The 23,665-nt window shown below is 61.1% G+C and carries 26 protein-coding genes; all 26 read right to left on the bottom strand.

Annotated elements, in window-relative coordinates; genetic code table 11:
- Positions 1–111: 111 nt before the first annotated feature.
- The 26 genes from FXO12_RS27605 to FXO12_RS27475 all read right to left on the bottom strand — a co-directional run bounded on the left by FXO12_RS27605 (position 112) and on the right by FXO12_RS27475 (position 23,616).
- On the bottom strand, positions 112–315 hold the full coding sequence (locus FXO12_RS27605) for a cold-shock protein (protein ID WP_054920168.1): 204 nt from the start codon (positions 313–315) through the stop codon (positions 112–114).
- 679 nt (positions 316–994) lie between these two features.
- Entirely contained in the window at positions 995–2,131 is a 1,137-nt protein-coding gene (flhB, locus tag FXO12_RS27595) for a flagellar biosynthesis protein FlhB (RefSeq protein WP_054920172.1), read from the bottom strand.
- A gap of 3 nt (positions 2,132–2,134) precedes the next feature.
- Complete coding sequence (gene fliR / locus FXO12_RS27590; protein WP_034126792.1) at positions 2,135–2,920, bottom strand: flagellar biosynthetic protein FliR; 786 nt, start codon at positions 2,918–2,920, stop codon at positions 2,135–2,137.
- Positions 2,921–2,924: 4 nt separating this feature from the next.
- On the bottom strand, positions 2,925–3,194 hold the full coding sequence (gene fliQ / locus FXO12_RS27585) for a flagellar biosynthesis protein FliQ (RefSeq protein WP_003192936.1): 270 nt from the start codon (positions 3,192–3,194) through the stop codon (positions 2,925–2,927).
- A 4-nt stretch (positions 3,195–3,198) separates the two neighbouring features.
- Entirely contained in the window at positions 3,199–3,942 is a 744-nt protein-coding gene (gene fliP, locus FXO12_RS27580; protein ID WP_003192937.1) for a flagellar type III secretion system pore protein FliP, read from the bottom strand.
- The gene (gene fliO, locus FXO12_RS27575; protein ID WP_034126791.1) at positions 3,942–4,376 is read right to left on the bottom strand and encodes a flagellar biosynthetic protein FliO; all 435 of its coding nucleotides are present in this window, start codon (positions 4,374–4,376) and stop codon (positions 3,942–3,944) included. Before fliO ends, fliP begins: the two co-directional genes overlap by 1 nt.
- A gap of 1 nt (position 4,377) precedes the next feature.
- On the bottom strand, positions 4,378–4,845 hold the full coding sequence (gene fliN / locus FXO12_RS27570) for a flagellar motor switch protein FliN (RefSeq protein ID WP_003192941.1): 468 nt from the start codon (positions 4,843–4,845) through the stop codon (positions 4,378–4,380).
- A gap of 43 nt (positions 4,846–4,888) precedes the next feature.
- Positions 4,889–5,857: a flagellar motor switch protein FliM gene (gene fliM / locus FXO12_RS27565; RefSeq protein ID WP_014719344.1), complete on the bottom strand. Its 969-nt coding sequence runs from the start codon at positions 5,855–5,857 to the stop codon at positions 4,889–4,891.
- 9 nt (positions 5,858–5,866) lie between these two features.
- Complete coding sequence (gene fliL / locus FXO12_RS27560) at positions 5,867–6,367, bottom strand: flagellar basal body-associated protein FliL (protein ID WP_019818373.1); 501 nt, start codon at positions 6,365–6,367, stop codon at positions 5,867–5,869.
- Positions 6,368–6,620: 253 nt separating this feature from the next.
- Entirely contained in the window at positions 6,621–7,925 is a 1,305-nt protein-coding gene (locus FXO12_RS27555; protein WP_057976944.1) for a flagellar hook-length control protein FliK, read from the bottom strand.
- 84 nt (positions 7,926–8,009) lie between these two features.
- Positions 8,010–8,357, bottom strand: a complete 348-nt coding sequence (locus FXO12_RS27550; RefSeq protein WP_014719347.1) for an Hpt domain-containing protein — start codon at positions 8,355–8,357, stop codon at positions 8,010–8,012.
- 30 nt (positions 8,358–8,387) lie between these two features.
- Complete coding sequence (locus FXO12_RS27545; RefSeq protein ID WP_057976942.1) at positions 8,388–10,106, bottom strand: fused response regulator/phosphatase; 1,719 nt, start codon at positions 10,104–10,106, stop codon at positions 8,388–8,390.
- Positions 10,103–10,408 (bottom strand): STAS domain-containing protein, encoded by a 306-nt coding sequence (locus FXO12_RS27540; protein WP_034126788.1) that lies wholly within the window; start codon positions 10,406–10,408, stop codon positions 10,103–10,105. The genes FXO12_RS27545 and FXO12_RS27540 overlap by 4 nt, the downstream gene beginning before the upstream one ends.
- A gap of 183 nt (positions 10,409–10,591) precedes the next feature.
- The gene (fliJ, locus tag FXO12_RS27535) at positions 10,592–11,041 is read right to left on the bottom strand and encodes a flagellar export protein FliJ (protein ID WP_034126787.1); all 450 of its coding nucleotides are present in this window, start codon (positions 11,039–11,041) and stop codon (positions 10,592–10,594) included.
- A 3-nt stretch (positions 11,042–11,044) separates the two neighbouring features.
- The gene (gene fliI, locus FXO12_RS27530) at positions 11,045–12,403 is read right to left on the bottom strand and encodes a flagellar protein export ATPase FliI (protein WP_034126786.1); all 1,359 of its coding nucleotides are present in this window, start codon (positions 12,401–12,403) and stop codon (positions 11,045–11,047) included.
- A complete protein-coding gene (gene fliH / locus FXO12_RS27525; RefSeq protein ID WP_057976940.1) occupies positions 12,393–13,157 on the bottom strand; it encodes a flagellar assembly protein FliH in 765 nt (254 codons plus the stop codon). Before fliH ends, fliI begins: the two co-directional genes overlap by 11 nt.
- 10 nt (positions 13,158–13,167) lie before the next feature.
- Positions 13,168–14,184, bottom strand: coding sequence for a flagellar motor switch protein FliG (gene fliG, locus FXO12_RS27520; protein WP_003192957.1), 1,017 nt, complete (start codon positions 14,182–14,184; stop codon positions 13,168–13,170).
- Complete coding sequence (fliF, locus tag FXO12_RS27515) at positions 14,177–15,952, bottom strand: flagellar basal-body MS-ring/collar protein FliF (RefSeq protein WP_014719351.1); 1,776 nt, start codon at positions 15,950–15,952, stop codon at positions 14,177–14,179. The genes fliG and fliF overlap by 8 nt, the downstream gene beginning before the upstream one ends.
- 16 nt (positions 15,953–15,968) lie before the next feature.
- The gene (fliE, locus tag FXO12_RS27510) at positions 15,969–16,298 is read right to left on the bottom strand and encodes a flagellar hook-basal body complex protein FliE (protein WP_003192959.1); all 330 of its coding nucleotides are present in this window, start codon (positions 16,296–16,298) and stop codon (positions 15,969–15,971) included.
- A gap of 281 nt (positions 16,299–16,579) precedes the next feature.
- Entirely contained in the window at positions 16,580–17,956 is a 1,377-nt protein-coding gene (locus FXO12_RS27505; RefSeq protein WP_034127042.1) for a sigma-54 dependent transcriptional regulator, read from the bottom strand.
- 7 nt (positions 17,957–17,963) lie between these two features.
- Positions 17,964–19,175, bottom strand: a complete 1,212-nt coding sequence (locus tag FXO12_RS27500; protein WP_054898642.1) for a PAS domain-containing sensor histidine kinase — start codon at positions 19,173–19,175, stop codon at positions 17,964–17,966.
- Positions 19,176–19,285: 110 nt separating this feature from the next.
- Complete coding sequence (locus FXO12_RS27495) at positions 19,286–20,758, bottom strand: sigma-54 dependent transcriptional regulator (RefSeq protein WP_034126784.1); 1,473 nt, start codon at positions 20,756–20,758, stop codon at positions 19,286–19,288.
- A gap of 169 nt (positions 20,759–20,927) precedes the next feature.
- The gene (locus tag FXO12_RS27490) at positions 20,928–21,224 is read right to left on the bottom strand and encodes a flagellar protein FliT (protein WP_034126783.1); all 297 of its coding nucleotides are present in this window, start codon (positions 21,222–21,224) and stop codon (positions 20,928–20,930) included.
- A gap of 25 nt (positions 21,225–21,249) precedes the next feature.
- Complete coding sequence (gene fliS / locus FXO12_RS27485; RefSeq protein ID WP_054898643.1) at positions 21,250–21,654, bottom strand: flagellar export chaperone FliS; 405 nt, start codon at positions 21,652–21,654, stop codon at positions 21,250–21,252.
- A 139-nt stretch (positions 21,655–21,793) separates the two neighbouring features.
- Positions 21,794–23,185, bottom strand: a complete 1,392-nt coding sequence (gene fliD / locus FXO12_RS27480; RefSeq protein WP_054920181.1) for a flagellar filament capping protein FliD — start codon at positions 23,183–23,185, stop codon at positions 21,794–21,796.
- Positions 23,186–23,265: 80 nt separating this feature from the next.
- Positions 23,266–23,616 carry a flagellar protein FlaG gene (locus FXO12_RS27475; RefSeq protein WP_054920183.1) on the bottom strand — a complete coding sequence of 117 codons (351 nt, stop codon included), beginning with the start codon at positions 23,614–23,616 and terminating at the stop codon, positions 23,266–23,268.
- Positions 23,617–23,665 lie beyond the last annotated feature (49 nt).

Genomic DNA, 23,665 nt, shown 5'->3' with positions numbered 1-23,665 from the left:
GCCAGGCGCACGACTTGAGCACTCTGCAAGGGTGACGCAGAGCGTCACGCGATGCGTTCCCACGCGGGAGCGTGGGAACGATCAAGCCAGCTCCCACATGTGATCCAGTTTTTAAACTGGCCGCACATTCTCAGCCTGAGGGCCTTTTGGCCCTTGCGTGATGTCAAATTCTACTTTTTGGTTTTCATCCAGGTTTTTTTGCCCCTGCGACTGGATTGCCGAGTAATGGACGAAAACGTCATCCCCCCCATCCTCCGGGGCAATAAAGCCAAACCCCTTCTCCGCGTTAAACCATTTCACAGTACCCGTTGCCATTTTTGCTCTCCTTACCCTCACTCAGACCCCAACCAACCCCGGTGATGCCCCCTGACGGGCAACGCATAGATGCCCTTGGGCCGATGGACCATTTGAAACCTCAGTTGCTTACCCACCGACAGCGCTGTGCAACGCCAATCCTTGCGATTGATAAATACCTCTTCTGCCTCATCATCCAATTCGATCAGCCAATCGCCCCTGACCCGGTCATAGGATTTGACAGTCCCTGTAGCCACCTTCAATCCCGCTCTCCCTGCATCTCGTTTACTACATACGCGCAGTGCTTGGTTCAGTCATAAAACAACGGGAAGCATCCTTTGGCTACTGTCAGAGTTGACAGGTAGACGTGAGCTACCGATGGGTGGTAGCGGCGGAACAGCAGAAGATTCATGCATCCGAGGGTTTCTTGCGCTTGCGGGGTTTTCGCGGTTTGGGAGGGGTGGGAGGAACGTTACCGTGTTGAGCGCCTGTCGACTGGACGGCAACCTCGTTGCCATCGCGATCCCGGGCAATAAAGCCGATGCCTTTGACCGCATCAAACCACCTGACCGTACCCCTATCCATCACCGCCTCCCGAGTCGTGCAGAGCTGCACGCCTCATCGCTGTATCAAACAGTGAAGGCGGCGTAATGGCTACTGTCAAAGTTGACAGGTAAACAACACACCACTGTAGGAGCGTTCAAGAATCGCGACGCAGGTCCGGCGGGATCGGCAAATCCTTGAGCGGATCAGGCCGCTTGCCCTTGCCGGCGCGGTATTGACGGATTTGGTAAACGTAGGCCAGTACCTGTGCAACGGCCAGGTACAAGCCGGCGGGGATTTCCTGGTCCAGATCGGTGGAGTAGAAAATCGAGCGCGCCAATGCTGGCGACTCCAATAACAGAATGTCGTTGGCCACCGCAATTTCGCGGATTTTCAACGCGGTAAAATCACTGCCCTTGGCCAGCAGCATCGGTGCGCCGCCCTTCTCCGGGTCGTACTTAAGCGCTACGGCGTAGTGAGTCGGGTTGGTGATGACCACATCGGCGTCGGGCACCGAGGCCATCATCTTGCGCTGGGACATTTCCCGCTGCAGTTGGCGGATGCGTTGCTTGACCTCGGGGCGGCCTTCCTGGTCCTTGTGCTCGTCGCGCACTTCCTGCTTGGTCATCAGCAGTTTCTTGTGGCTTTCCCACAACTGGATCGGCGCATCCACGGCGGCGATGAGGATCAGCCCGGCCGCCATCCATAGCGCACTCCAGCCCACCACTTGCACGCTGTGGATGATCGCTGATTCCAGCGGCTCATGGGCAATGCGCAGCAAATCGTCGATATCGGACGACAACACCGCCAGCGCCACGAACAGAATCAGGAAAAACTTGGCCAGGGCCTTGAGCAATTCCACCAGGGCCTTGGCGGAAAACATGCGCTTGAGCCCCGCCCCCGGGTTCATGCGGCTGAACTTGGGCGCCATGCTGCCCGCGGCAAACAGCCAACCGCCGAGGGCCACCGGGCCGATCAGCGCGGCCAGCAACAAGGTGATCAGGATCGGCTGCACCGCCAGCAGCGCGATTTTGCCCGAGTGCAGCAGGTACTGGCCCATGGCATCGGGGTTGAGCAACACTTCGCGCGGCAAGCTGAAGTTGTGCTTCATCATCTCCAGCAGGTCCAGCGCCAGGCCACCGCCGTAGATCAGCAAGGCGCCTGCACCGGCGATCATGGTGGCGAAGGTGTTGAGCTCTTTGGAACGCGCGATCTCGCCCTTTTCCCTGGAGTCCTTTTTACGTTTCTCCGTGGGGTCTTCTGTTTTGTCCTGACCACTCTCGCTCTCGGCCATGGCTCAGCGCGCCCGTGCCAGGTCACGTAAGAACTGCAAGGCATCGGTGGCCAGCGGTTGATACTGATTGAGAATGTCAGCCAGGCCGACCCAGAAAATCCCCATACCCAACACCAGGGTCAGCGGGAAACCAATCGAGAAGATATTCAGTTGCGGCGCCGCACGGGTCATCACGCCGAAGGCGATATTGACCACCAGCAGCGCAGTGATCGCCGGCAGCACCAGCAACAGCGAAGCCCCCAGTACCCAGCCGAGGCGCCCCACCAGCTCCCAGAAATGGTTGACCACCAACCCCGAGCCCACCGGCAAGGTGGTGAAGCTTTCGGTCAAGACTTCGAACGCCACCAGATGACCGTTCATGGCCAGAAACAGCAAGGTCACCAGCATGGTCAGGAACTGCCCTATCACCGCCGCCGACACGCCGTTGGTGGGGTCGACCATGGACGCGAAGCCCATGCCCATCTGGATCGAGATGATTTGCCCGGCGATCACAAAAGCCTGGAAGAACAGCATGAGGGAAAACCCCAGCATGGCACCGATCAGAATCTGTTCGGCAATCAGCAGCAAGGCGCTCAGGTCGAGAGCGTTCACCGGCGGCATCGGCGGTAGGCCAGGCACGATTACCACGGTGATCGCCACCGCGAAATACAGGCGCACACGACGCGGTACCAGGGTGGTGCCGAACACCGGCATGGCCATCAGCATCGCCGTGACGCGAAACAGCGGCAGGATGAACGAGGCTACCCAGGTACTGATCTGGGTGTCGGTCAAGGCCAGCAAGGATTGCATCGGCTCAGCCGATCAACTGCGGAATACTGCCGTACAACTGCAGGATGTATTCCATGAAGGTTTGCACCAACCACGGGCCGGCGACAATCAGGGTCACCAGCATCACCAGCAGGCGCGGCAGAAAGCTCAGGGTTTGTTCGTTGATCTGGGTGGCGGCCTGGAACATCGCCACCAGCAGGCCCACCAACAGGCTCGGCACCACCAGCACGGCGACCATCAGGGTGGTCAGCCACAGCGCTTCACGGAACAGGTCGACGGCGACTTCTGGCGTCATAGCGCTATACCCCTCCGAAACTGCCGGCCAAGGTGCCAATAATCAGCGCCCAACCGTCCACCAGCACAAACAGCATGATCTTGAACGGCAACGAGATGATCAGCGGCGACAGCATCATCATACCCATGGCCATCAACACGCTCGCCACCACCAAGTCGATGATCAGGAACGGGATGAAGATCATGAAACCGATCTGGAACGCGGTCTTCAATTCGGAGGTGACGAACGCGGGTACCAGGATGGTCAGCGGTGCCTGGTCCGGGGTGGCGATGTCGGTGCGCTTGGACAGGCGCATGAACAGCTCAAGGTCGCTGGAGCGGGTTTGCGACAGCATGAAGTCCTTGATCGGGCCCTGGGCCTTGTCGATGGCATCCTGGGCTGTGAGCTTTTCCGCCAGATAAGGTTGCAGGGCTTGCTGGTTCACCTTGTCGAACACCGGCGCCATGATGAACAGTGTCAAAAACAGTGCCATGCCGGTGAGGATCTGGTTCGACGGCGTCTGCTGCAGGCCCAGGGCCTGGCGCAGGATCGAGAAGACGATGATGATCCGCGTAAAGCTGGTCATCAGCATGACGAACGCTGGGATGAAACTCAGCGCCGTCATGATCAGCAGGATCTGCAGGCTGACCGAATATTCCTGGGCGCCCGCCGCGTTGGTGCCCAGGGTGATCGCCGGGATCGACAACGGGTCGGCGCCCAGGGCCATCGGCGCGGCCAGCAACAGCATGAGCGTCAACAAAACGCGCATTACTTCTTATCCTTCTGATCCTTGCCCAGCAACTCCATCAGGCGCTGGGCGAATTCTGGCGTGGCGGCTTCGGTCTTGACCGCGTCCACCGGGGTCTTGAGTACATGCAGCGGGGTGATGCGGCCGGGGGTGATGCCGAGCAGGATCTGCTCTTCGCCCACTTGCACCAGCACCAGCCGATCACGCGGGCCGAGGGCGCGCGAGCCCACCAGCTCTATCACCTGGCCGTTGCCCGGGCCGATGCGCTGCACGCGGCGCATCAACCAGGCCAGCAGGAAGATCAGGCCGATCACCAGCAACAGGCCCAGCACCAGTTGCGTCAACTGCCCGCCGACGCTGCCGACCGCTGGCGCCGCAGCCACCTGCGCCACCGGCTCGGCCGCCAAGGCGCTCAATGGCAGCGCCAGCAACAGTCCCGCCATCGAGTACTTCATCTCAGCGCAACTTCTTGATGCGTTCGCTCGGGCTGATCACGTCGGTCAGGCGGATGCCGAACTTCTCGTTGACCACCACCACCTCGCCATGGGCAATCAGGGTGCCGTTGACCAGCACGTCCAATGGCTCGCCGGCCAGGCGGTCCAGTTCGATCACCGAGCCCTGGTTGAGCTGCAACAGGTTGCGGATGTTGATTTCGGTGCTGCCCACTTCCATGGAAATCGACACCGGGATGTCGAGGATCACATCCAGGTTCGGGCCATCGAGGCTCACCGGGTCGTTGTTCTTCGGCACGCTGCCGAATTCTTCCATGGCCAGGCGGTTGCCGGCCGGCGCGGTGGCGGCGTCGGCGGCCAGCAGCGCGTCGATGTCGTCCTGGCCAACATCGCCGGTTTCTTCCAGGGCCGCAGCCCACTCGTCAGCCAGGGCCTGGTCTTCGGCGGAAGTGTTTTCGTGTTCGGTAGCCATTACATGTCCTCGGCGCAGCAAACAATCATGAATTGGGGTTGAATCAGCGGCGGTTGATCGGCTCAACCACTTGCAGCGCCAGGTTGCCCTTGTGGGAACCGAGCTTGACCTTGAATGACGGCACGCCGTTGGCGCGCATGATCAACTCTTCCGGCAAGTCGACGGGGATGATGTCCCCAGGCGCCATGTGCAAAATATCCCGCAGGCGCAACTGACGGCGGGCCACGGTGGCGCTCAGCGGCACGTCGACGTCCAGCAGGTCTTCGCGCAGGGCCTTGACCCAGCGTTCGTCCTGATCGTCGAGGTCGGACTGGAAGCCGGCGTCGAGCATTTCGCGCACCGGTTCGATCATCGAGTAAGGCATGGTCACGTGCAGGTCGCCGCCACCGCCATCGAGTTCGATGTGGAAGGTCGACACCACAATGGCCTCGCTGGGGCCGACGATGTTGGCCATGGCCGGGTTCACTTCCGAGTTGATGTACTCGAAATTGACTTCCATGATCGCCTGCCAGGCTTCCTTCAAGTCGATGAAGGCCTGCTCCAGCACCATGCGCACCACCCGCAGTTCGGTGGGGGTGAATTCACGCCCTTCGATCTTGGCGTGACGGCCGTCGCCACCGAAGAAGTTGTCCACCAGCTTGAACACCAGCTTGGCGTCGAGGATGAACAGCGCGGTACCGCGCAACGGCTTGATCTTGACCAGGTTGAGGCTGGTGGGCACGTACAGCGAGTGCACGTATTCACCGAACTTCATCACCTGCACGCCGCCCACGGCCACGTCCGCCGAGCGGCGCAACATGTTGAACATGCTGATGCGGGTGTAGCGGGCAAAGCGTTCGTTGATCATCTCCAGGGTCGGCATGCGTCCCCGCACGATGCGATCCTGGCTGGTCAGGTCATAACTTTTGACGCTGCCGGGTTCGGCAGCCATTTCGGTCTGTACCAGACCATCGTCCACGCCATGCAACAGCGCGTCGATTTCATCCTGGGACAGCAGGTCTTGCACGGCCATGTCGTGATCCTACTGCAATACGAAGTTAGTGAAGAGCGCCTGCTCGACCACGACTTTGCCGAGTTCTTTCTGGGCCACTTCCTGCACGCTGGCAGTGACCTTCTGGCGCAGCATTTCCTGGCCGACTGGCGTGGCCAGGCTGTCGAAGCTCTGCCCGGAGAACAGCATCACCAGGTTGTTGCGGATCACCGGCATATGCACCTTGAGGGCATCCAGGTCCGCCTGGTTGCGCGCCAGCAAGGTGATGCTCACCTGCAGGTAGCGTTGACGACCATTCTGGTTGTAGTTGGCGACAAAGGCCGGAAGCATCTGCTCGAAGATTGCCGGTTGCTTGACGTTCGTGGCAGTTTCGGCGGTGGGCGCCGGTTTACTCGCACTGCTGTGCATGATGTACCAGGTGCCGCCCACCGAGGCACCGATCGCCAGGAGCAGGCCCAGCACAATCAACAGGATCAGCTTGAGCTTGCCTTTGCCTGCGGGGGGAGTTGCTGCGTCGTCGCTCTTCGCCATGCCAATAATCCGTCACTATTCGGGGATTCGTAGATCTATGGCAAGGCAAGAGCAAGTGTTATGCCAGAGTTGTCTGGCAGGCGCAGGAAGATGATCGTTCCCACGCTCTGCGTGGGAATGCATCTTGTGACGCTTCGCGTCACCGTGTGCAATGGTCGAAAACATCGCCGACTTCGGGACGCGGAGCGTCCGGGGCGGCATTCCCACGTAGAGCGTGGGAACGATCAGCCACTGACCGGGTTTGAGCAGGAAGTCAGGCGTAGTAGTCGACGGCGCTGGAGCCGATCACGCTCTGGCTCACGGGCGCTGCCACTTCGGCCACATCCACAGGGCCACCGGCGTCGCCGCTGTCAGCGCGCCTGCCGCTGCTACTGACGCCTCGCGCCTGGCTCTGCTGTTGCTGCTGGTCCTGGCCCCGCGACTGGTCGGAGACATTCACATCCACCTGCCCCATGCCCTGCTGGGCAAACATCTCGCGCAAACGGCCAGACTGGCTTTCCAGCGCTTCACGCACCACCGCATGGCCGCTCATGAAGTTGACCTGGGCCTGCTGGTCCGCCGTCATGTTGACCTTGATGTCCAGGCGCCCCAGCTCAGCGGGCTGCAACTGGATCTCGGCCGACTTGAGGTTGGCGCTGGACAGGTACATTACGCGGTTGACCACCTCCTCGGTCCAGCCGCTCTGGTGCATGGCCAGGGGCGCATTGGGGACGGGCGGCAAGGCATTCGCGGTTTTCGGCGTGGCCGCCTGGGTCAGCGCAGCCAGGCGGTTGGCGAAGTCATCCACACGGGTGTCGCTGCTGGCGTTCTTGAGGTCCTTGAGGCCGTCATCGATCAGCGCGCCGAAGGCCTTGTCGCCCCCCTGGTCGGTGCTGTCCTTGGTGGCTTGCTGGTCGACCATGTTGGCCAGGCCGGCGGCAAAACTCTGCGCGGCGGTCGGCTGGTCCTGAGTGGTGGGCGCGGCTTTCTGCGGCGCCTGGCTGCTGGCCGAAACATGACCGCCCTGCTCCATCGCCAGGCGCACGGCCGGCATCGAATCCAGCGGGTCGGCCTCAGGGTCGAAGGTTGGCTGCTTGGGCTCCTCGGTTACCGCAATGAGCGGCTGGGCGTTGTCATCTGCGGCCGTGACGGCAGGCGCTTGTACCGGCACAGGCACCGCCACAGGCGTCACGGTAGCAACCAGCGCCGGGTCGGCAACCGGTTGCAACGCCAGGGACGGGTCGGCAGGTTGCTCGCCTTCACTGTCAGCGTGGTCGTCGCTCTTGGCCGGCTTGGCAGGCAAGGGATTGCCGCTATCGGCAACCGCTGGCGCGCTGGCGGCAGGTTTATCGTCGCCGGCGGCCGGTTTGGCGCTGGCATCAGAAGCCTTGTCGCGCACCGGTTTGGCTGGCGCGTCGTCGCTCTTGGCCTGCGGCTTGGCAGCTTGCTTGGCAAACACTTGAGCGAAGCCAGCGCCCTTGTCCCGCGGAGCCGCAGGCGCTACGGCAGGCGTGGCGGCCGGCGCTTGAGGCTTGGCCGCAGCGGCAGCCTGAAGAAGCGAATTGGGAGCGACTGGCATAAGTAAGGGTCTCCACTGCATGGGGTCGGGAATGCAGTCTGTGGAGGTAGAGCAAGAGTCGGGCCAAGTCAGGCCGATAAAATATCAAACCCCAGAAAACCGCTCCCGTTCATGCTCATAAAGCGGCCGAACCAGCGCAAACTCACGATCAATCTGATCCACCAACGCCCCCAAGTCGGAAGCAGACTTGAAGGACTCGGTCTCCAACCGCTCACACAACGTTGCCAACCGCAGCGCCCCCAAGTTGCCACTGCTGCCCTTGAAGCTGTGTGCGATGCGCCCCAACGTCTTGGCGTCGTCCCGCGCCTTGCGCAGCGCTTGCACGCGCTCTTCAGAATCATGCAGAAAGGTGTCCAGCAGCGTGGGGTATTCGCTTTCCATGACTTCCTGCAAACCCGACAACACCTCGGGGTCCATATGAATCTCAGCCACTTGCTCGCTCCTTGATCAAGAATCGGCGGATTATGCCAGAGCCGCCCAACAAAACTCCACGCAGACAGTGCGCCCGCCATCGGACCAGCCTACAGCGCTGCTCAGTTGACGCACCAGGCTCAGTCCCCGACCAGACAGACGGTCGATGTCCACGGGGCGCGCCAGCTCTTGCTCCACATCAAAACCCTGCCCGCTGTCTTCGAGGCGCAAGGTCAGTTTGCCGCCCTTGTCGGTGGGCACCACCTGCATATGCACGCGCACATAGCCGCTGTCCAACTGCGCCAGGCGCTCATGGCGCTGGCGATAATACTGCGCAAACCCTTGGGCATCGCGCTTGAGGCGTGAGTCCAGGCCCAGCACGCCATGCTCCAGCGCGTTGGAATACAACTCGGCCATCACACTGTAAAGCGCCCCGCTCTGCTCGCGCAGGCCGTGGATCTCCAACAGCAGCTGCAGCAGGTACGGCAGCGGGTTGTAAGTCCTGAGCGTCTGGGCGCGGAATTCGAAACTCACCGACCAATCCAGCGGGCACGACTGGCCGCTGTCGGCATACATCGGTTCTGCCGCCCGCAAGGGTTGGCCCGCCTGCAACGTGATCTCGACCATGCTGACGTCATCGCGCGCCTGGCCGCGAAAGGCCGCCAGGGCCTGCTCGATGTCCTCGAACAGGCGGTCGGGCTCGCGGTTGGCGGCGAACACCTGCTGCAAGCGCTCGGCACCGAACAGTTGATCGTTGGCGTCAGCGGTGTCCAGCACGCCGTCGGAGAGCAGGAATACCCGGTCGCCCAACGCCATGGGCCAGACCTCGGTGCTGTCATCGAACGCCTCTGCCGACAACACCCCCAACGGCAGGTGCCGCGACATCAATGGCGTGCGCCTGCCCGTGGCGACTTCATGCACATAGCCTTCGGGCATGCCGCCGTTCCACACCTCCACCGCACGCCGCTGGGCGCTCAGGCACAGCAAGGTGGCACAGCAGAACATGTCTACCGGCAGGATACGCTTGAGCTTGGCGTTCATTTCCCGCAGGGTCTGCGTGAGGCCATAGCCCTTGGCGGTCATGCCGTAGAACACCTCGGCCAGGGGCATGGCGCCGATGGCGGCCGGCAAGCCATGGCCAGTGAAATCCCCTAGCAGCACGTGCATATCGCCGGACGGTGTGTAGGCCGCCAGCAACAGGTCACCGTTGAACAACGCATAAGGCGATTGCAGGTAGCGGATATTCGGCGCGGCGTTGATGCAACCGGAATGGGCGACCTTGTCGAACACCGCCTTGGCCGCCCGCTGCTCATGCATCAGGTGTTCGTGATGCCTGGCGATCAGGTCACGCTGTTGCAAAACCGTGGCTTGCAGGCGGCGCAGGCGGTCCATGGCGTTGATCTTGGCCGCCAGGATCAAGGGGTTATAGGGCTTGGGCAGAAAGTCATCGCCGCCGGCGTCCAGGCACTGGGCCAGGGCTTCGCTTTCGCGCAGCGACGTGAGGAAGATGATCGGCACCAGCGCCTCCCCCGCCAGTTGCTTGATCTGCCGCGCGGCTTCAAAGCCATCCATGACCGGCATCAGTGCGTCCATCAACACCAGTTGCGGACGCTCGCGGGCAAACACCTCAATCGCTTCGGCGCCATTGCTGACAGTCAGCGCCTGATGGCCCTGGCGGCGGATGATGCTCGCCAGCAACAGGCGGTCGGCGGCGCTGTCTTCGGCGATCAGGATGGTCAGCGCCTCCAGGACAGGGGCCAGGGCGCTCAATTGATATCGAACAGTTTGTCGAAGTTGGAGATGGCGAGGATCTTGCGCACGTCGTTGCTGCTGTTGATCACTCTGACTTCGGCGTCATCACCGCCGGCATGATCCCGTAGCAACAGCAGCATGCCGAGGGCTGAACTGTCCATATAGGTGGCATCCTTGAGGTCGACGATATAGGTCTCGGGGACCTTGTAGAAACGCTCGTAGGCTTCCCGAAACGCCTGGTGGCTGCCGAAATCGAACCGGCCCTTGATTGCGATCGTCAACTTCTTCCCGTCCAGGGATACTTCTGACTCGACTGACATGTGACTGCTTCCTTGTCATTGCACTAGACACAAGGTGTAGCAGTTGAAGAGCATCTGAGCAACACAGTGAATCAACTGTGGGAGCTGGCTTGCCTGCGGTGGCGGCGTGTCAGCCACTGAATCTTTAACTGAACCACCGCTTTCGCAGGCAAGCCAGCTCCCACACTGGATTTGTGGTGCCGGTTAGAACTGTTCTGGGCGGGGAAGGCGCTGGGACAATTCATCGAGCAGTTTTTGCTCGCGCTTGTCTTCGATGGCTCGCGCTTCGTCGATGTAGCGCTGCACCAGCTTGCGCAGCCCCTCGACCCGGGCAAACGCCTGTTGCCAAGCCTCGCGGGCTTTGTCGAGGTTGGTCTCGTGCCAGGCCAGGCTCTGGCGTTGCTGGCCGACGGCGGTTTCAAGCTGATTGAGAAAGCCCTGGTACCCCATCAGCCACTGGCCAGAAACACCCTGGCTGCCGCGCTCGATCCACTGTTGTTGGTACTCGCCACGAAAACGCTCCAGGTCGCCCAGCTTGCTTTGGGCCAACCGCACCTGGCCCTGGAAGTAGCCCAGGCGCTGTACGGCGGCTTTCTCGGCCTTTTCGGCCATGTCCACCACCGGGGCCAGGCGTGCGGCGCGGCTGTTGGCCATGGATTAGCCGCCCGGCGCCGGGGCGAAGATGGACTGCAAGTGCGACTGGCTCTCGCCCATGGTGATCTTGTCGTTGAGACCCTGGCGCAGGTAGGTCACCAGTTGCGGCTGCAAGGCGATGGCCAGGTCGGTGTCGCGGTCGCCACCGGCCACATAGGCGCCGACGCTGATCAGGTCACGGCTTTGCTGGTAACGCGACCACAGCTGCTTGAACTGCTGGGCACGGGCCATATGCTCCGGCGTGACCACCGCCGGCATCACCCGGCTGATGGACGCTTCGATATCGATGGCTGGGTAATGCCCCTCTTCCGCCAGGCGCCGCGACAGCACGATGTGGCCGTCGAGCACGCCCCGGGCCGAGTCGGCAATCGGGTCCTGTTGGTCGTCGCCTTCAGACAACACGGTATAGAACGCGGTGATCGAGCCACCGCCGGCTTCGGCATTACCGGCACGCTCTACCAGCTTGGGCAGCTTGGCAAATACCGACGGGGGGTAACCCTTGGTAGCCGGCGGCTCACCGATGGCCAAAGCGATCTCGCGCTGGGCCTGGGCGAAACGCGTGAGCGAGTCCATCAGCAACAGGACGTTCTTGCCCTTGTCGCGGAAATATTCGGCGATGCGCGTGCAGTACATCGCCGCACGCAGGCGCATCAGCGGTGCATCGTCTGCCGGAGAAGCGACGACAACAGAACGCTTGAGCCCTTCTTCACCGAGGCTGTGCTCGATGAACTCCTTCACTTCGCGGCCCCGCTCGCCGATCAGCCCCACCACGATGATGTCGGCCTCGGTAAAGCGCGTCATCATGCCCAGCAATACCGACTTACCCACGCCGGTACCGGCGAACAGGCCCAGGCGCTGGCCGCGACCGACCGTCAATAAACCGTTGATGCTGCGAATGCCCACATCCAGCGGCACGCTGATGGGGTTGCGCTTGAGCGGGTTGATGGTGGGGCCGTCCATCGGCACCCAGTCTTCGGCCTTCATGCCGCCCTTGCCGTCCAGCGCACGGCCGGCACCGTCGAGTACGCGGCCCAGCATGCTCATGCCCATGGGCAGTCGGCCGGTGTCGGCCAGCGGTACCACGCGGGCGCCGGGGGCAATGCCGGTGAGGCTGCCGACCGGCATCAGGAAAATCTTGCTGCCCGAAAAGCCCATCACCTCGGCTTCGACTTGCACCGGGTGGTAGCTGTTGTCGTTGATCACCAGGCAGCGGCTGCCCATTGCGGCGCGCAGGCCCTCGGCTTCGAGAGTCAGGCCGACCATACGCAACAGGCGCCCTTCGAGGACCGGCTGGCCCGGCAACTCAGTGGCCTCGGCGTAGCTGCCCAGGCGCTTGGCGAAGCTGGTGCGATCAAGGCGCATCGGTGGCGTCCAGGTCAACGCTCAGGTCAGGCTCGGCGGGATGCAGGGCCTGTTCATGCAGTTGATCAAATAACTTGGCCATGATCTGGCTGATACGGGTTTCCACCGTCGCGTCAATGCGGCTGTGTTCGGTCTCGACACGGCAGCCACCGGGCTGCAACGAAGCGTCTTCGACGATGCGCCAGGTTTCTTCATGGCGCTCGCGCAGGGCTTTGACCTGTTCGAAATCCTGCGGATTGATGTACAGCCGCACATTGCCGACGCCCAGGGGCAGCAGCTTGAGGGCTTCACGCATCACGCCTTCGATCTGGCTGGAATCGAGCACCAGCTCGCGCTGGATCACCTGACGAGCAATGTGCTGCACCAGGCCAACCATAGATTTTTCCAGCTGCGAGTCCTGTTCGGCGATAGGGTCGAACAGGTTGCCCATCAAGCGCTCCAGGCTGTCCAGCCTGGCGGCCAGCGCCACCTCGGCCTCCTGGCGAACCTTGAGGGTGGTGCTGCGAAAGCCGTCTTTTTCCCCCGCCGCAAAGCCTTCGTTGTAGGCCTCCTGGCGAATGGTTTCCAACTCTTCGAGGGTCAGTGGCTGGACTTCATCCAGTGGCACTTCTTCCATCTCTGCCGGAGGTTCTTCAACCGGTTCAGGCTCAGGCTCCGGCACATGGGGGTCGAAACTGGGCAGCGACCAGATGTCGAAGCCGCCGACATCCCGCGCGCGAATCAGATCGCTGGGCGCCTCATCTTTATTCGACATGCAAGGCGCCTTAGATCATTTCTTCGCCGCCCTTCCCGCCGAGAACGATTTCTCCGGCTTCGGCCATACGGCGGGCAATGGTGAGGATTTCTTTCTGGGCGGTTTCCACGTCGCTGACGCGCACCGGGCCCTTGGCTTCCAGGTCGTCGCGAAGCAATTCGGACGCACGCTTGGACATGTTCTTGAAGATTTTTTCTTTGACGTTTTCGTCCGAGCCCTTGAGCGCCAGCACCAGCACGTCCGAGGACACTTCGCGCAGCAGCGCCTGGATGCCACGGTCGTCGACATCGGCCAGGTTGTTGAACACGAACATCAGGTCTTCGATCTGGCCGGACAGGGTGTCGTCGATCTCGCGGATCGAGTCCATCAACTGGCCTTCGACCGAGCTGTCGAGGAAGTTCATGATGTCGGCTGCGCGCTTGATGCCACCCAGGGTGGTGCGCGAGGCGTTGGAATTGCCGGAGAACTGCTTCTCCAGAATGGTGTTGAGTTCCTTGAGCGCCGCCGGTTGCACAGTGTTCAGCGACGACACACGCAGGATGATGTCCAGGCGCACTTTATGGTCGAAGTGGCCGAGCACTTCGCCGGCCTGGTCCGGGTCCAGGTAGGCCACCACGATCGCCTGGATCTGCGGGTGCTCGTAGCGGATCACGTCGGCCACTGCCCGCGGCTCCATCCACTTGAGGCTGTCCAGGCCGCTAGTGTTGCCACCCAGCAGGATGCGGTCGATCAGGCCGTTGGCCTTGTCTTCGCCCAGGGCCGAGGTGAGCATCTTGCGAATGTAGCTGTCGGAGCCGACGCCCAGGCTGGTCTGGTCGCCGACGATCTCGACGAACTCGCTCATCACCTGCTCGACTTGCTCGCGGTGCACATTGCGCATCTGCGCCATGGCCACGCCCACTCGCTGGACCTCTTTAGGGCCCATGTGGCGCAGCACTTGGGCGGCGTCGGTTTCACCCAGGGACAGCAGCAGCACGGCGGCTTTGTCGACCCGGGACAGCTTGGCCACAGCGGCTCGATCATTCATCTGCGTTAATCCACTCTTTCACGACCTGAGCCACACGGCCCGGGTCTTCTGCCACCAGACTCTTGATTGCGTTCAACTGAGCGTCATAGCCTTCGCTCGGGCTTGGCAACAGGATGCTTTGCGGGCCGCCGAGGCTGACGCGGTCGTTGGCCAGTTCGCCGTCCAGGCCGCCCATGCCACCCAACTCGACGTCGCCACCGGCCAGCGCCAGTTGCTTCTTGCCGCCGCCAGTGATGTTGTTGAGCACCGGGCGCAATACACCAAACACCAGCACTAGGATGAACAGCACCCCCAGCACTTGCTTGACGATGTCCCAGAACCACGGCTGGGTGTAGAACGCCGGGTCAGCGATCACTTCACCGCGCTCGGCGGAGAACGGCATGTTGATCACGCTGACGCTGTCGCCACGGCTGGCGTCGAAACCAACGGCGTCCTGCACCAGGCGGGTGAAGCGCGCCAGTTCGTCAGCCGTCCACGGTGCACGGGTCACCGCGCCGTCCGCAGGGTTGACCTTGACCTGGTCATCGACCACCACCGACACCGACAGGCGATTGATCTTGCCCTGCTGCTGCTTGGTGTGGCTGATGGAACGGTCGAGTTCGAAGTTCTTGGTGGACTGGTTACGCTTGTCCGCAGGGTATGGCGCAAGCATCGGCTGGCCGGTGGCCGGGTCCATGATCTGCTGGCCGTTGGCGTCCAACAGCGGCTGGCCAGGCTGGATCGCGCCAGCCGTGGCGGCGGCGCCACCAGTGGTTTGTGGTGCCGAGGCCGGCGCGGGTGGCTGGTTGCTCAGGGCGCCTGGCACACCTTGGGGGCCATTGCTGGCGGTGCGTTGTTCGCTGGTGGACTGCTCGCTGCGCAGGGCCGGCTGGTCCGGGTTGAACTGTTCGGAGGTGGACTCGACGGCGCTGAAGTCCACGTCGGCCGACACTTCAGCCTTGTAGCGGTCGTTGCCCAGTACCGGTTGCAGGATGTTATGCACGCGCTGGGTGAGCATGCTTTCCATGCGGCGGCTGTAGTCGAACTGCTTGCCGGCCTGGGTCAGCGCGGAGTTTTCGGCCATGTCGGACAGCAGGTTGCCCTTCTGGTCCACCACGGTGATTTGCGACTTGCTCAATTCGGGAACACTGGTGGCAACCAGGTTGACGATCGCCAGTACCTGGCCAGGCTCCAGGGAGCGGCCAGCAAACAGCTCGACCAAGACCGAGGCGCTGGGCTTGCGTTCGTCACGCACGAACACCGAGCTTTTCGGAATCGCCAGGTGCACACGGGCGGCCTTGACGTTATTGAGGCTGGAAATGGTGCGCGCCAGTTCGCCTTCCAGGCCACGACGATAGCGGGTGGCTTCCATGAACTGGCTGGTGCCCAGGCCCTGGTCCTTGTCGAGGATTTCAAAACCAATGTTGCTGTCGGACGGCGCCACGCCAGCGGCGGCCAGTTTCATCCGCGCGCGGGCTACGTCATCAGCCTTGACCAGCAAGGCGCCCGAGTTGGGCTCCACGGTGTAGGCGATGTCGGCGGCGGCGAGGGTTTCCATGATCTGCTTGGAATCCATGCCCGACAGGCTGCCGTACAGGGGGCGGTAATCGGGTTGCTGCGACCACAGCACCACGGCAAAACCAATCGCCACGCTGGCGGCCAGGCCCACCATCAGGCCCACCTGACGCAGCATGGTCATTTCCGAGAGGTTTTCCAGGAACGACAGGCCAAATAACGGCGGTTTGCCGTCGGCCTTGGCGGGGAGGTTGTCGGAGACTGCTTCAGCCATGACTTAAATCTCGTCCTTAAACCGGCATCTGCATGATGTCTTGATACGCCTGAACCAGCTTGTTACGCACTTGGGTCAAGGCCTGGAAGGACACACTGGCCTTTTGCGAGGCGACCATCACATCGGTGAGGTCCACACCGCTTTTACCGATCTCGAAGGCCGTCGCCAACTGGCTGGACGCCTGCTGGGTATCGCTGACTTTATTGATTGCCTGACCGAGCATGTCGGCAAAATTGCTTTGGCCCAATTCCGGCGCTGGCGCGACGGATTTCGGTTGAGCCATGGCATCCATTTGCATGGCGCGCATATCCAACATCAACCGATTGAACTCAATACCCTGGCTCATGACCTTCTCTCTCCGACGACCCGCAATTTTTTGACACTACGCAGCGGTTACTAGGGGTGGTAGCAACAAGGGTGCCAGCTCTGGAGCAACTCGTAAGAAAAGGCGACAAAGCTTGTCGAACTTGTTACCGCACGTTTTTGGCCCTTCTTACCGCACGGTTTTTTGTAGGAGCGAGCTTGCTCGCGAAAAACGCCAACGATAACGCGTGCTTCCAGAATGCCCGCGGCGCCTATGGGTTCTTCGCGAGCAAGCTCGCTCCTACACACGGCATTGGCGCGAGGTCATGTGGCGAAAAGATACGCTTCCACATCCATACCGGCGTCGCGCATCTGCGCCAGCTTGTAGCGCAAGGTACGCGGGCTGATACCCAGGCGCTCGGCCGCTTCTTTGCGGCGGCCACGCTCGGCGCGCAGGGTGTCGATGATCATCTGAAATTCACGGCGGCGCAGGTCATCACCCAGGGCGCCTGCCGATTCCGCCTCGGCGACCACTGGAGCCGGGGCCAGGCTCGGCAACGGCGCAACGCCATTACCCATGGCCAGGCAGAAATCCTGCGGCTGGATCAAGCCGCCCTGCTGCAAAATCAGCGCACGCTGTATGGCATTATCCAACTCGCGCACGTTGCCCGGCCATGGGTAATTGACCAGGCACGCCTGGGCCTCGGGCGACAACCGCGCCTGGGCATGCTTCATTTTTTTGACGTGGTTGTTCAGTAGGCGCTCGGCCAAGGGGATGATATCCGCCGGGCGCTCACGCAATGGGCGCCAGGCCAGCGGGAACACCGACAACCGGTAGAAGAGGTCTTCACGGAAGCGCCCCGCCGCCACTTCGCCCGCCAGGTCGCGGTTGGTGGTGGCAACCACGCGGATATCCAGCTGGATCGGCTTGCGTGCCCCCACGCGCTCCACTTCACGCTCCTGCAACACACGCAGCAACTTGGCTTGCAGGCCCAGGGGCATTTCCGAGATTTCGTCGAGCAGAATGGTGCCGCCGTCGGCTTGTTCGAACTTGCCGGCCTGGGCCGCGATGGCGCCGGTGAACGAGCCCTTTTCATGGCCAAACAAGGTGGCTTCCAGCATGTTGTCGGGGATCGCCGCGCAGTTGATCGCAATGAACGGTTGTTTGGCACGGCCCGATTGCTGGTGGATATAACGCGCCAGCACTTCTTTACCGGTGCCGGACTCGCCGGAAATCAGCACAGTGGAATCACTGCGCGCCACCCGCGCCGCCAGTTCAAGCAATTGCGCGCTGGCCGGCTCAAAGGCAATCGGGCCATCGCCGTCGGCTGCGGGCATTACGCCCAGGGCATGCCGGGCGACCAGTTCGATCAACGCCTTGGGTTCGAACGGCTTGACCAGGTAATCCGCCGCGCCCTGACGCATGGCATCCACCGCCCGCTCCACCGCGCCATGGGCGGTCATCAGCAGCACCGGCAGTTGCGGCTGGCGCACCCGCAGCAGGCCGAGCAACTGGTGGCCGTCCATGCCGGGCATATTCACATCGCTGACCACCAGGCTGAAGGTTTCCTGCTCGACCGCCTCCAAGGCTTCCTCGGCAGAGCCGACCGCACGGTAGTCATGGCCCGCCAACAGCAGCGTGTCAGCCAATGCTTCACGCAGGGCGCGATCGTCTTCCACCAATAAAACCTTGATAGCCATCATCCTCTTACTCCGCGCTTGCCGCGCTGGAAAACAGCGGCAAGGTCATCAATGCACAGGTGCCACGCCCCAGGCGCGAACGCAGCTGCAATTGTCCCTGATGGGCACGGGCCACTGCCTTGACCACGGTCAGGCCCAGGCCAGTGCCGTTGGTCTTGGTGGTAAAAAACGGCTCGCCCAGGCGCTGCAGCACCTGCGGGGCGATACCGCTGCCGCTGTCGCTGACGCACAGGCGCAGGGTTTGTCCGCGGCTATACAGGTGCACTTTCAGGCGCGCCCCGGGGCCACTGGCCTGGGTAGCGTTTTCGATCAGGTTGAGCAGCGCGCCCACCAGGGTGTCGCGGTTGCACAGCAATTCGCCCTGGTGGCTGTCGCACTGCCAGCGCAGGTTGGCCTCCTGCACATGGGTCGCCGCTGCCGCTTGCAGCGACTGCATCAAACCAGCAGGGGTAACGCGATCGGTCAGCGGCAGTTCGCCGCGGGCAAATACCAGCATGTCACGTACTTGGTGTTCCAACTCATGCAGGCGCTCCTTGAGGCGCCCGGCAAAGCGTTGGTGGGTGGCCGCTGGTAATTGCTCGTCAGTCAAATGGCTGGCGTAGATCAATGCCGCCGACAACGGCGTACGAATCTGATGCGCCAAGGAAGCGACCATCCGCCCCAGGGACGACAGCCGCTCATGGCGAGCCAACTGATCTTGCAGGTGCCGGGTTTCTGTCAGGTCATTGAGCAGCACAAGCTGGCCCGGCTCGGCGTCCAGGGAACGGGTCGCAATGGACAGCCGGCGCCCGTCCTTGAGGGAGACTTCGTGGCCGTCGTCTTCACGGGGGGCGAAACAGCGGGTGATGACTTCACGCCACAGCTCGCCTTCCAGCGGCAAGCCAAGCAGGTCGCAGGCCGCCGGGTTGGCTTCGCGAACGCGGCCTTGGTCGTCGATGACGATCACGCCACCGGGCAACAGGTCCAGCAGGTTTTGCAGACGGTTGGCCAGGCGTTCTTTCTCGGCCAGCTCCTGCATTCGCTGGGCGCTGACCACCGCCAGTTCGCCTTTAAGCTCGGAAACCCGGGCCTCAAGCAGGCTGTAGGAGTCGGTCAGCTGGTTCGACATCTGGTTGAACTGCGAGAGCGCGTGCTCCAGGCCCTGGCGGGTCGGCGGTTCTACAGGCGAAACCAGCCCCTGGATGGCAGGGGCCGAAGATAGTTGGGCGGCGTGGGGCATGATGCTCTCTCGCTTGGCTGACCGTCAGTTAAACGGAACGTTACGAGGGCTGTAGCAATACCCGTGCCGAAAAAAATCTACCTATAAATCAAGTAGTTGAAAAACAGGCGTCAATCATCCGCCTGTTCATCACCTTCTTTGCGGCTCATCCCGTACTTGCGCATCTTCTCCACCAGGGTGGTGCGACGGATACGCAGGCGCTCGGCGGCACGGGCGACGATGCCGTTGGCATCGTCCAGCGCCTGTTGGATCAGGCCTTGTTCCAGGTTGCCGAGGTAGTCCTTGAGATCCAGGCCTTCGGGCGGCAACATCGCGCTAGCGCCGAAGTCTGGAGTATGGCCGTTGATTGCCACGCGCTCTTCCATGTCGCTGCGCAGGCTGTCCATCTGCTCGTCCTCGTCGTCGACGTAGCGGAATTTCTTCGGCAACTCGACCACGCCGATCACCCCGTACGGATGCATGATCGCCATGCGCTCCACCAGGTTGGCCAGCTCGCGGACGTTGCCCGGCCAGCCGTGGCGGCACAGGGACATGATTGCCGCGGAGTTGAAACGAATGGAGCCGCGCTTCTCGTGCTCCATGCGCGAGATCAGTTCGTTCATCAGCAACGGGATGTCTTCCACGCGCTCGCGCAGCGGGGCCATCTCGATAGGGAATACGTTGAGGCGGTAGTACAGGTCTTCGCGGAAGCTGCCGACCTCGATCATGCTTTCGAGGTTCTTGTGGGTGGCGGCAATGATGCGCACGTCCACGCTCTGGGTCTTGTTGCTGCCCACGCGCTCGAAGGTGCGTTCCTGCAATACGCGCAGCAGCTTGACCTGCATCGGCAACGGCATGTCGCCGATTTCGTCGAGGAACAGTGTGCCGCCATTGGCCAGCTCAAAGCGCCCGGCACGGCTGGTGATCGCCCCGGTAAAGGCGCCCTTCTCGTGGCCGAACAATTCGCTTTCCAGCAGCTCTGCCGGGATCGCCCCGCAGTTGACCGGCACAAAGGGCCCGTCGCGACGCTTGGAGTGATAGTGCAGGTTGCGCGCGACCACTTCCTTGCCGGTGCCCGACTCGCCGAGGATCAGCACGCTGGCGTCGGTATCGGCCACTTGCTGCATCATCTGGCGCACGTGCTGGATGGCGCGGCTGGTGCCGACCAGGCTGCGGAACAGGTTGGGTTCACGGTGACGGCCGCGCTCGCGGGCCTGGTCGTACATCTCGCGATAGACCTGGGCACGGTGCAGGGAATCGAGCAATTTGCTGTAGCTGGGCGGCATTTCCAGGTTGGATAGCACGCGGCGGCGCTGGTCTTCCGGCAGGTCCACGGAAGAAATATCGCCCATTAGCAACACCGGAAGGAACTCATCCCAGGTAGACAGTGTCTTTAACAGGCCCAGAACTGCGCCAGGAGCGTTTACCGTCCCGATCAATACACAAATGACTTCACGGCTCGACGACAACGAGCTGACCGCCTGCTGCCAATCGTGGCTGCCGCAGGGCAAATTTTCTTCACCGAGAAAATTTAAAATCACCGCTAAATCGCGGCGGCGGACGCTATCGTCATCGATCAGCAGAATTTTGGTTTCACGCCACATGCAATAGCAACTTCCCTAGTAAAACTTCCTGCCCCGGAATGAGGGCAATCAAGACGTCTGTAAGATTTCTTACCTTCTAGACGTCTGAAATCTGAAAACAGCACTAGTTAAGTCAAAAATGATGGCATAGTCAAATATATGACGCGCCGTTCGGATTAACTGCGCCCTTTCAACCGAACAGATGGTAAACCTTTGACGCATTTTTCGCTTGGTTGATCTGCGACATCTCTTCGAAAATCGCCTGGCGCTCGCCGGTCGTCACCTCAAGCAACTGCTGGTAAACCGCCAACAGGCTTTCCAGCTTTCCACGCAGCGCATCCTCATCCACCGGCGCTTCGCTCAGCACCTGATCGATCACACTGCGGCAGCCCAGGTCGAGCTCGCTGATGGCATCCCAGTTGCGCGCGGCAAGCGCGTCGACCAGGGCTTCACGGGTTTCATCAATGCGTTGCAGTGCGTGGCTCATGACGAGTTCCTCAAGGCCCGTGGCCTTATTCTGCTGCGCCTTGTGGCGCGCCGATAGCATCCCAGCCTTCTTTTACGGTAATCATCAAGCGAGCGACTTCGTCGATGATCTCGGCGTCGTTTTGTTGGTTAGCCTCCATCAACCGGTTGGTCATGTACACATAAAGGCTTTCCAACTGCTGAACATAAGCCGGGTTATCACTCTTTTCAGCATCCAGGCCATCGCGCAGCCCGATAACGATGTCGATGGCCTTGCCGAGCATCAAGCCCTTCTGTGCGATGTCACCACGCGCCAGGGCGCCCTTGGCCTGGGACATGCGATCCAGGCCGCCCTCCATCAGCATCTGCACCAGGCGATGCGGGCTGGCTTCGGAGATCTGTGCGTGGGAATTGACCTTCTGGTATTGGCGAAGGGCTCGCATGGGGTTCATGTTTCTACCTCGTGACAGGCGACAGCGAAAAGGATTCTAGTAACCAATATGTCGACTGGGCCGCAAAAAGCTTTAACACCGGTCGTCTTTCGCTACGAAAAGGCCAGGCAGGTTGCCTGGCCTTTTGCGTGAGTGGCAATCAGTTATTGGTTTTAGGGTTGTTCAAGGCGTTGAGCGTGGTCATGACGCTGGTGCTTTGCTGGCGCAGTTGGGCAACCAAGGTGTCCATGGCGTTGTATTTGGCGGAGAGGCTGTTGGTCAGCAGTTCCATGCGCTCGTTCAGGGTTTCCTGCTGCTTTGCGATGTCCTTGAGGCTATCGGTCAACGACGTAGAACGCGTAGCCAGAACCCCGGTAGAGGCCTTGGCAAAGTCATCCGTTGCACTTTTCATGCGCGCCAACATGCCGTCTTTGCCGCTGAACATACTGTTGATATCGGCTGCATTAGTCTTGACGGCAGCGTCCCACTTTTTGTCATCGATTGTCAGCAAGCCGGTAGTAGAGCTTGTGCTCACGCCGAATTGAGCCAACGACTTGAAAGTGCCGGTCCCCGAAAGCGTGTTGAACTCATTCCGGATCGCCGCCTGCAGCGAACGCATGGTCGAGTCACCTGTCAATGCCGCAGCCGTCGTGCTGCCGTCAAGATTCTTGGTGACCTTGGTTTCGGCGTTCATTGCGGTGATCAAGGCGTTGTAGGTATCAATGAAGCCTTTGACTCCGGACTTGAGCGCCGTGTTGTTGGTACTGACGGTGATCAGCGTAGCGTTTTTATCGCCAGAGGTGCCCGTCTTGTAAGTCGAAGGCGCCACCAACTTGATGTTCACACCACTGAGCGCTCCCTCAATACTGTTGGTCTTGGACACAGACGCAACACCATCAATGCTGTACAGCGCATCCTTGGGCACATCGACGACCGTTGAACCCACATCCAAGCCGGAGGTGCCAGAAAGCGTAAGGTCGGAACCGGTCCCCATGGTGGTAGAGGTCAGGATCAATCGGGAACCATTGGAGTCGGTCTGGATGTTGGCACTGAGCCCGGAAGTACCAAACTGGGTATTGATCGAATCCCGCACCTGCTGCAAGGTCGCGCCAGCTGGAACATTGACGCTGTAATCCTTGCCCGATTGAGAGATGGTCAAGGTGGTCGGCTTATCCGTAGCGTTCACCACGGCGGAAGTGCCGCCGGAGAAGTTCTTGGTGGACAACTTGGAAGCCTGGGCCAACTGGTCGACGATCAGCCGAAAACTACCGTTGGAAGCCGTATTACTGGCGGTCATGGTCGCCGTCTTCTCATCCGACGACGAGCCCGTCAGCCCAGTGAAACTGCTGTCTTTGGACATGGTGTCCAAGGCACCACGGAATGCATCCAACGCAGCTTGAATCTTGCCGATCGAAGACAGCGTGGTGGTCGCCTTCTGGGACGCGGTATTGATCTGCGTCTGCTTGGGCACCTTTTCGGCGTCCACCAAGGACTTCACGATCGCTTGCGTATCGATGTTCGAACCGATACCACTTACCGTTGAACCCGCCATCATCTATCTCCTGTTCGGTGGCTGCCGTTATCTTGACTTATTGCGCCTCAAGACCTGACAGCAACAAATTTCATGCCAGCTCACACCTTGTCGTCAAACAACACGTTGCTTGCGCTGGAAAGGTTTTGTGCCAGCTTCAACGCCGTTTCCGACGGAATCTGACGGATCACTTCACCACTGTCGGTGGCAATGACCTTGACCACGACCCGGTGGGTCGAATCGTCAATGGAAAAATCCAGGCTGCGCTGGGCAGCCTGGACGAATTCGCGAATGTCGGTTACTGCTTTTTCCAGTTCCGCGCGCTCAGGCTCTTTGCCGGTTGCCGCCACTTCCTGGGCCTTGCTGCTGCTTTGATCGGCGGTCACCTTGGGAGGCGCGCCTTGGGGGGCAACCGGCGGATAAGACTGGTTCAGCTTTACACTCATGTCCATGTCCAATCTCCTCTAAACCGAAAAAACGGAAGGGCACGTAAACGCGCCC

This window comes from Pseudomonas sp. J380 (genome assembly GCF_009827115.1).
Classification (GTDB): Bacteria; Pseudomonadota; Gammaproteobacteria; order Pseudomonadales; family Pseudomonadaceae; genus Aquipseudomonas; species Aquipseudomonas paracarnis.
The sequence above is the reverse complement of the archived record's forward strand: the minus strand, read 5'-3'. Positions and strand labels throughout refer to the sequence as shown.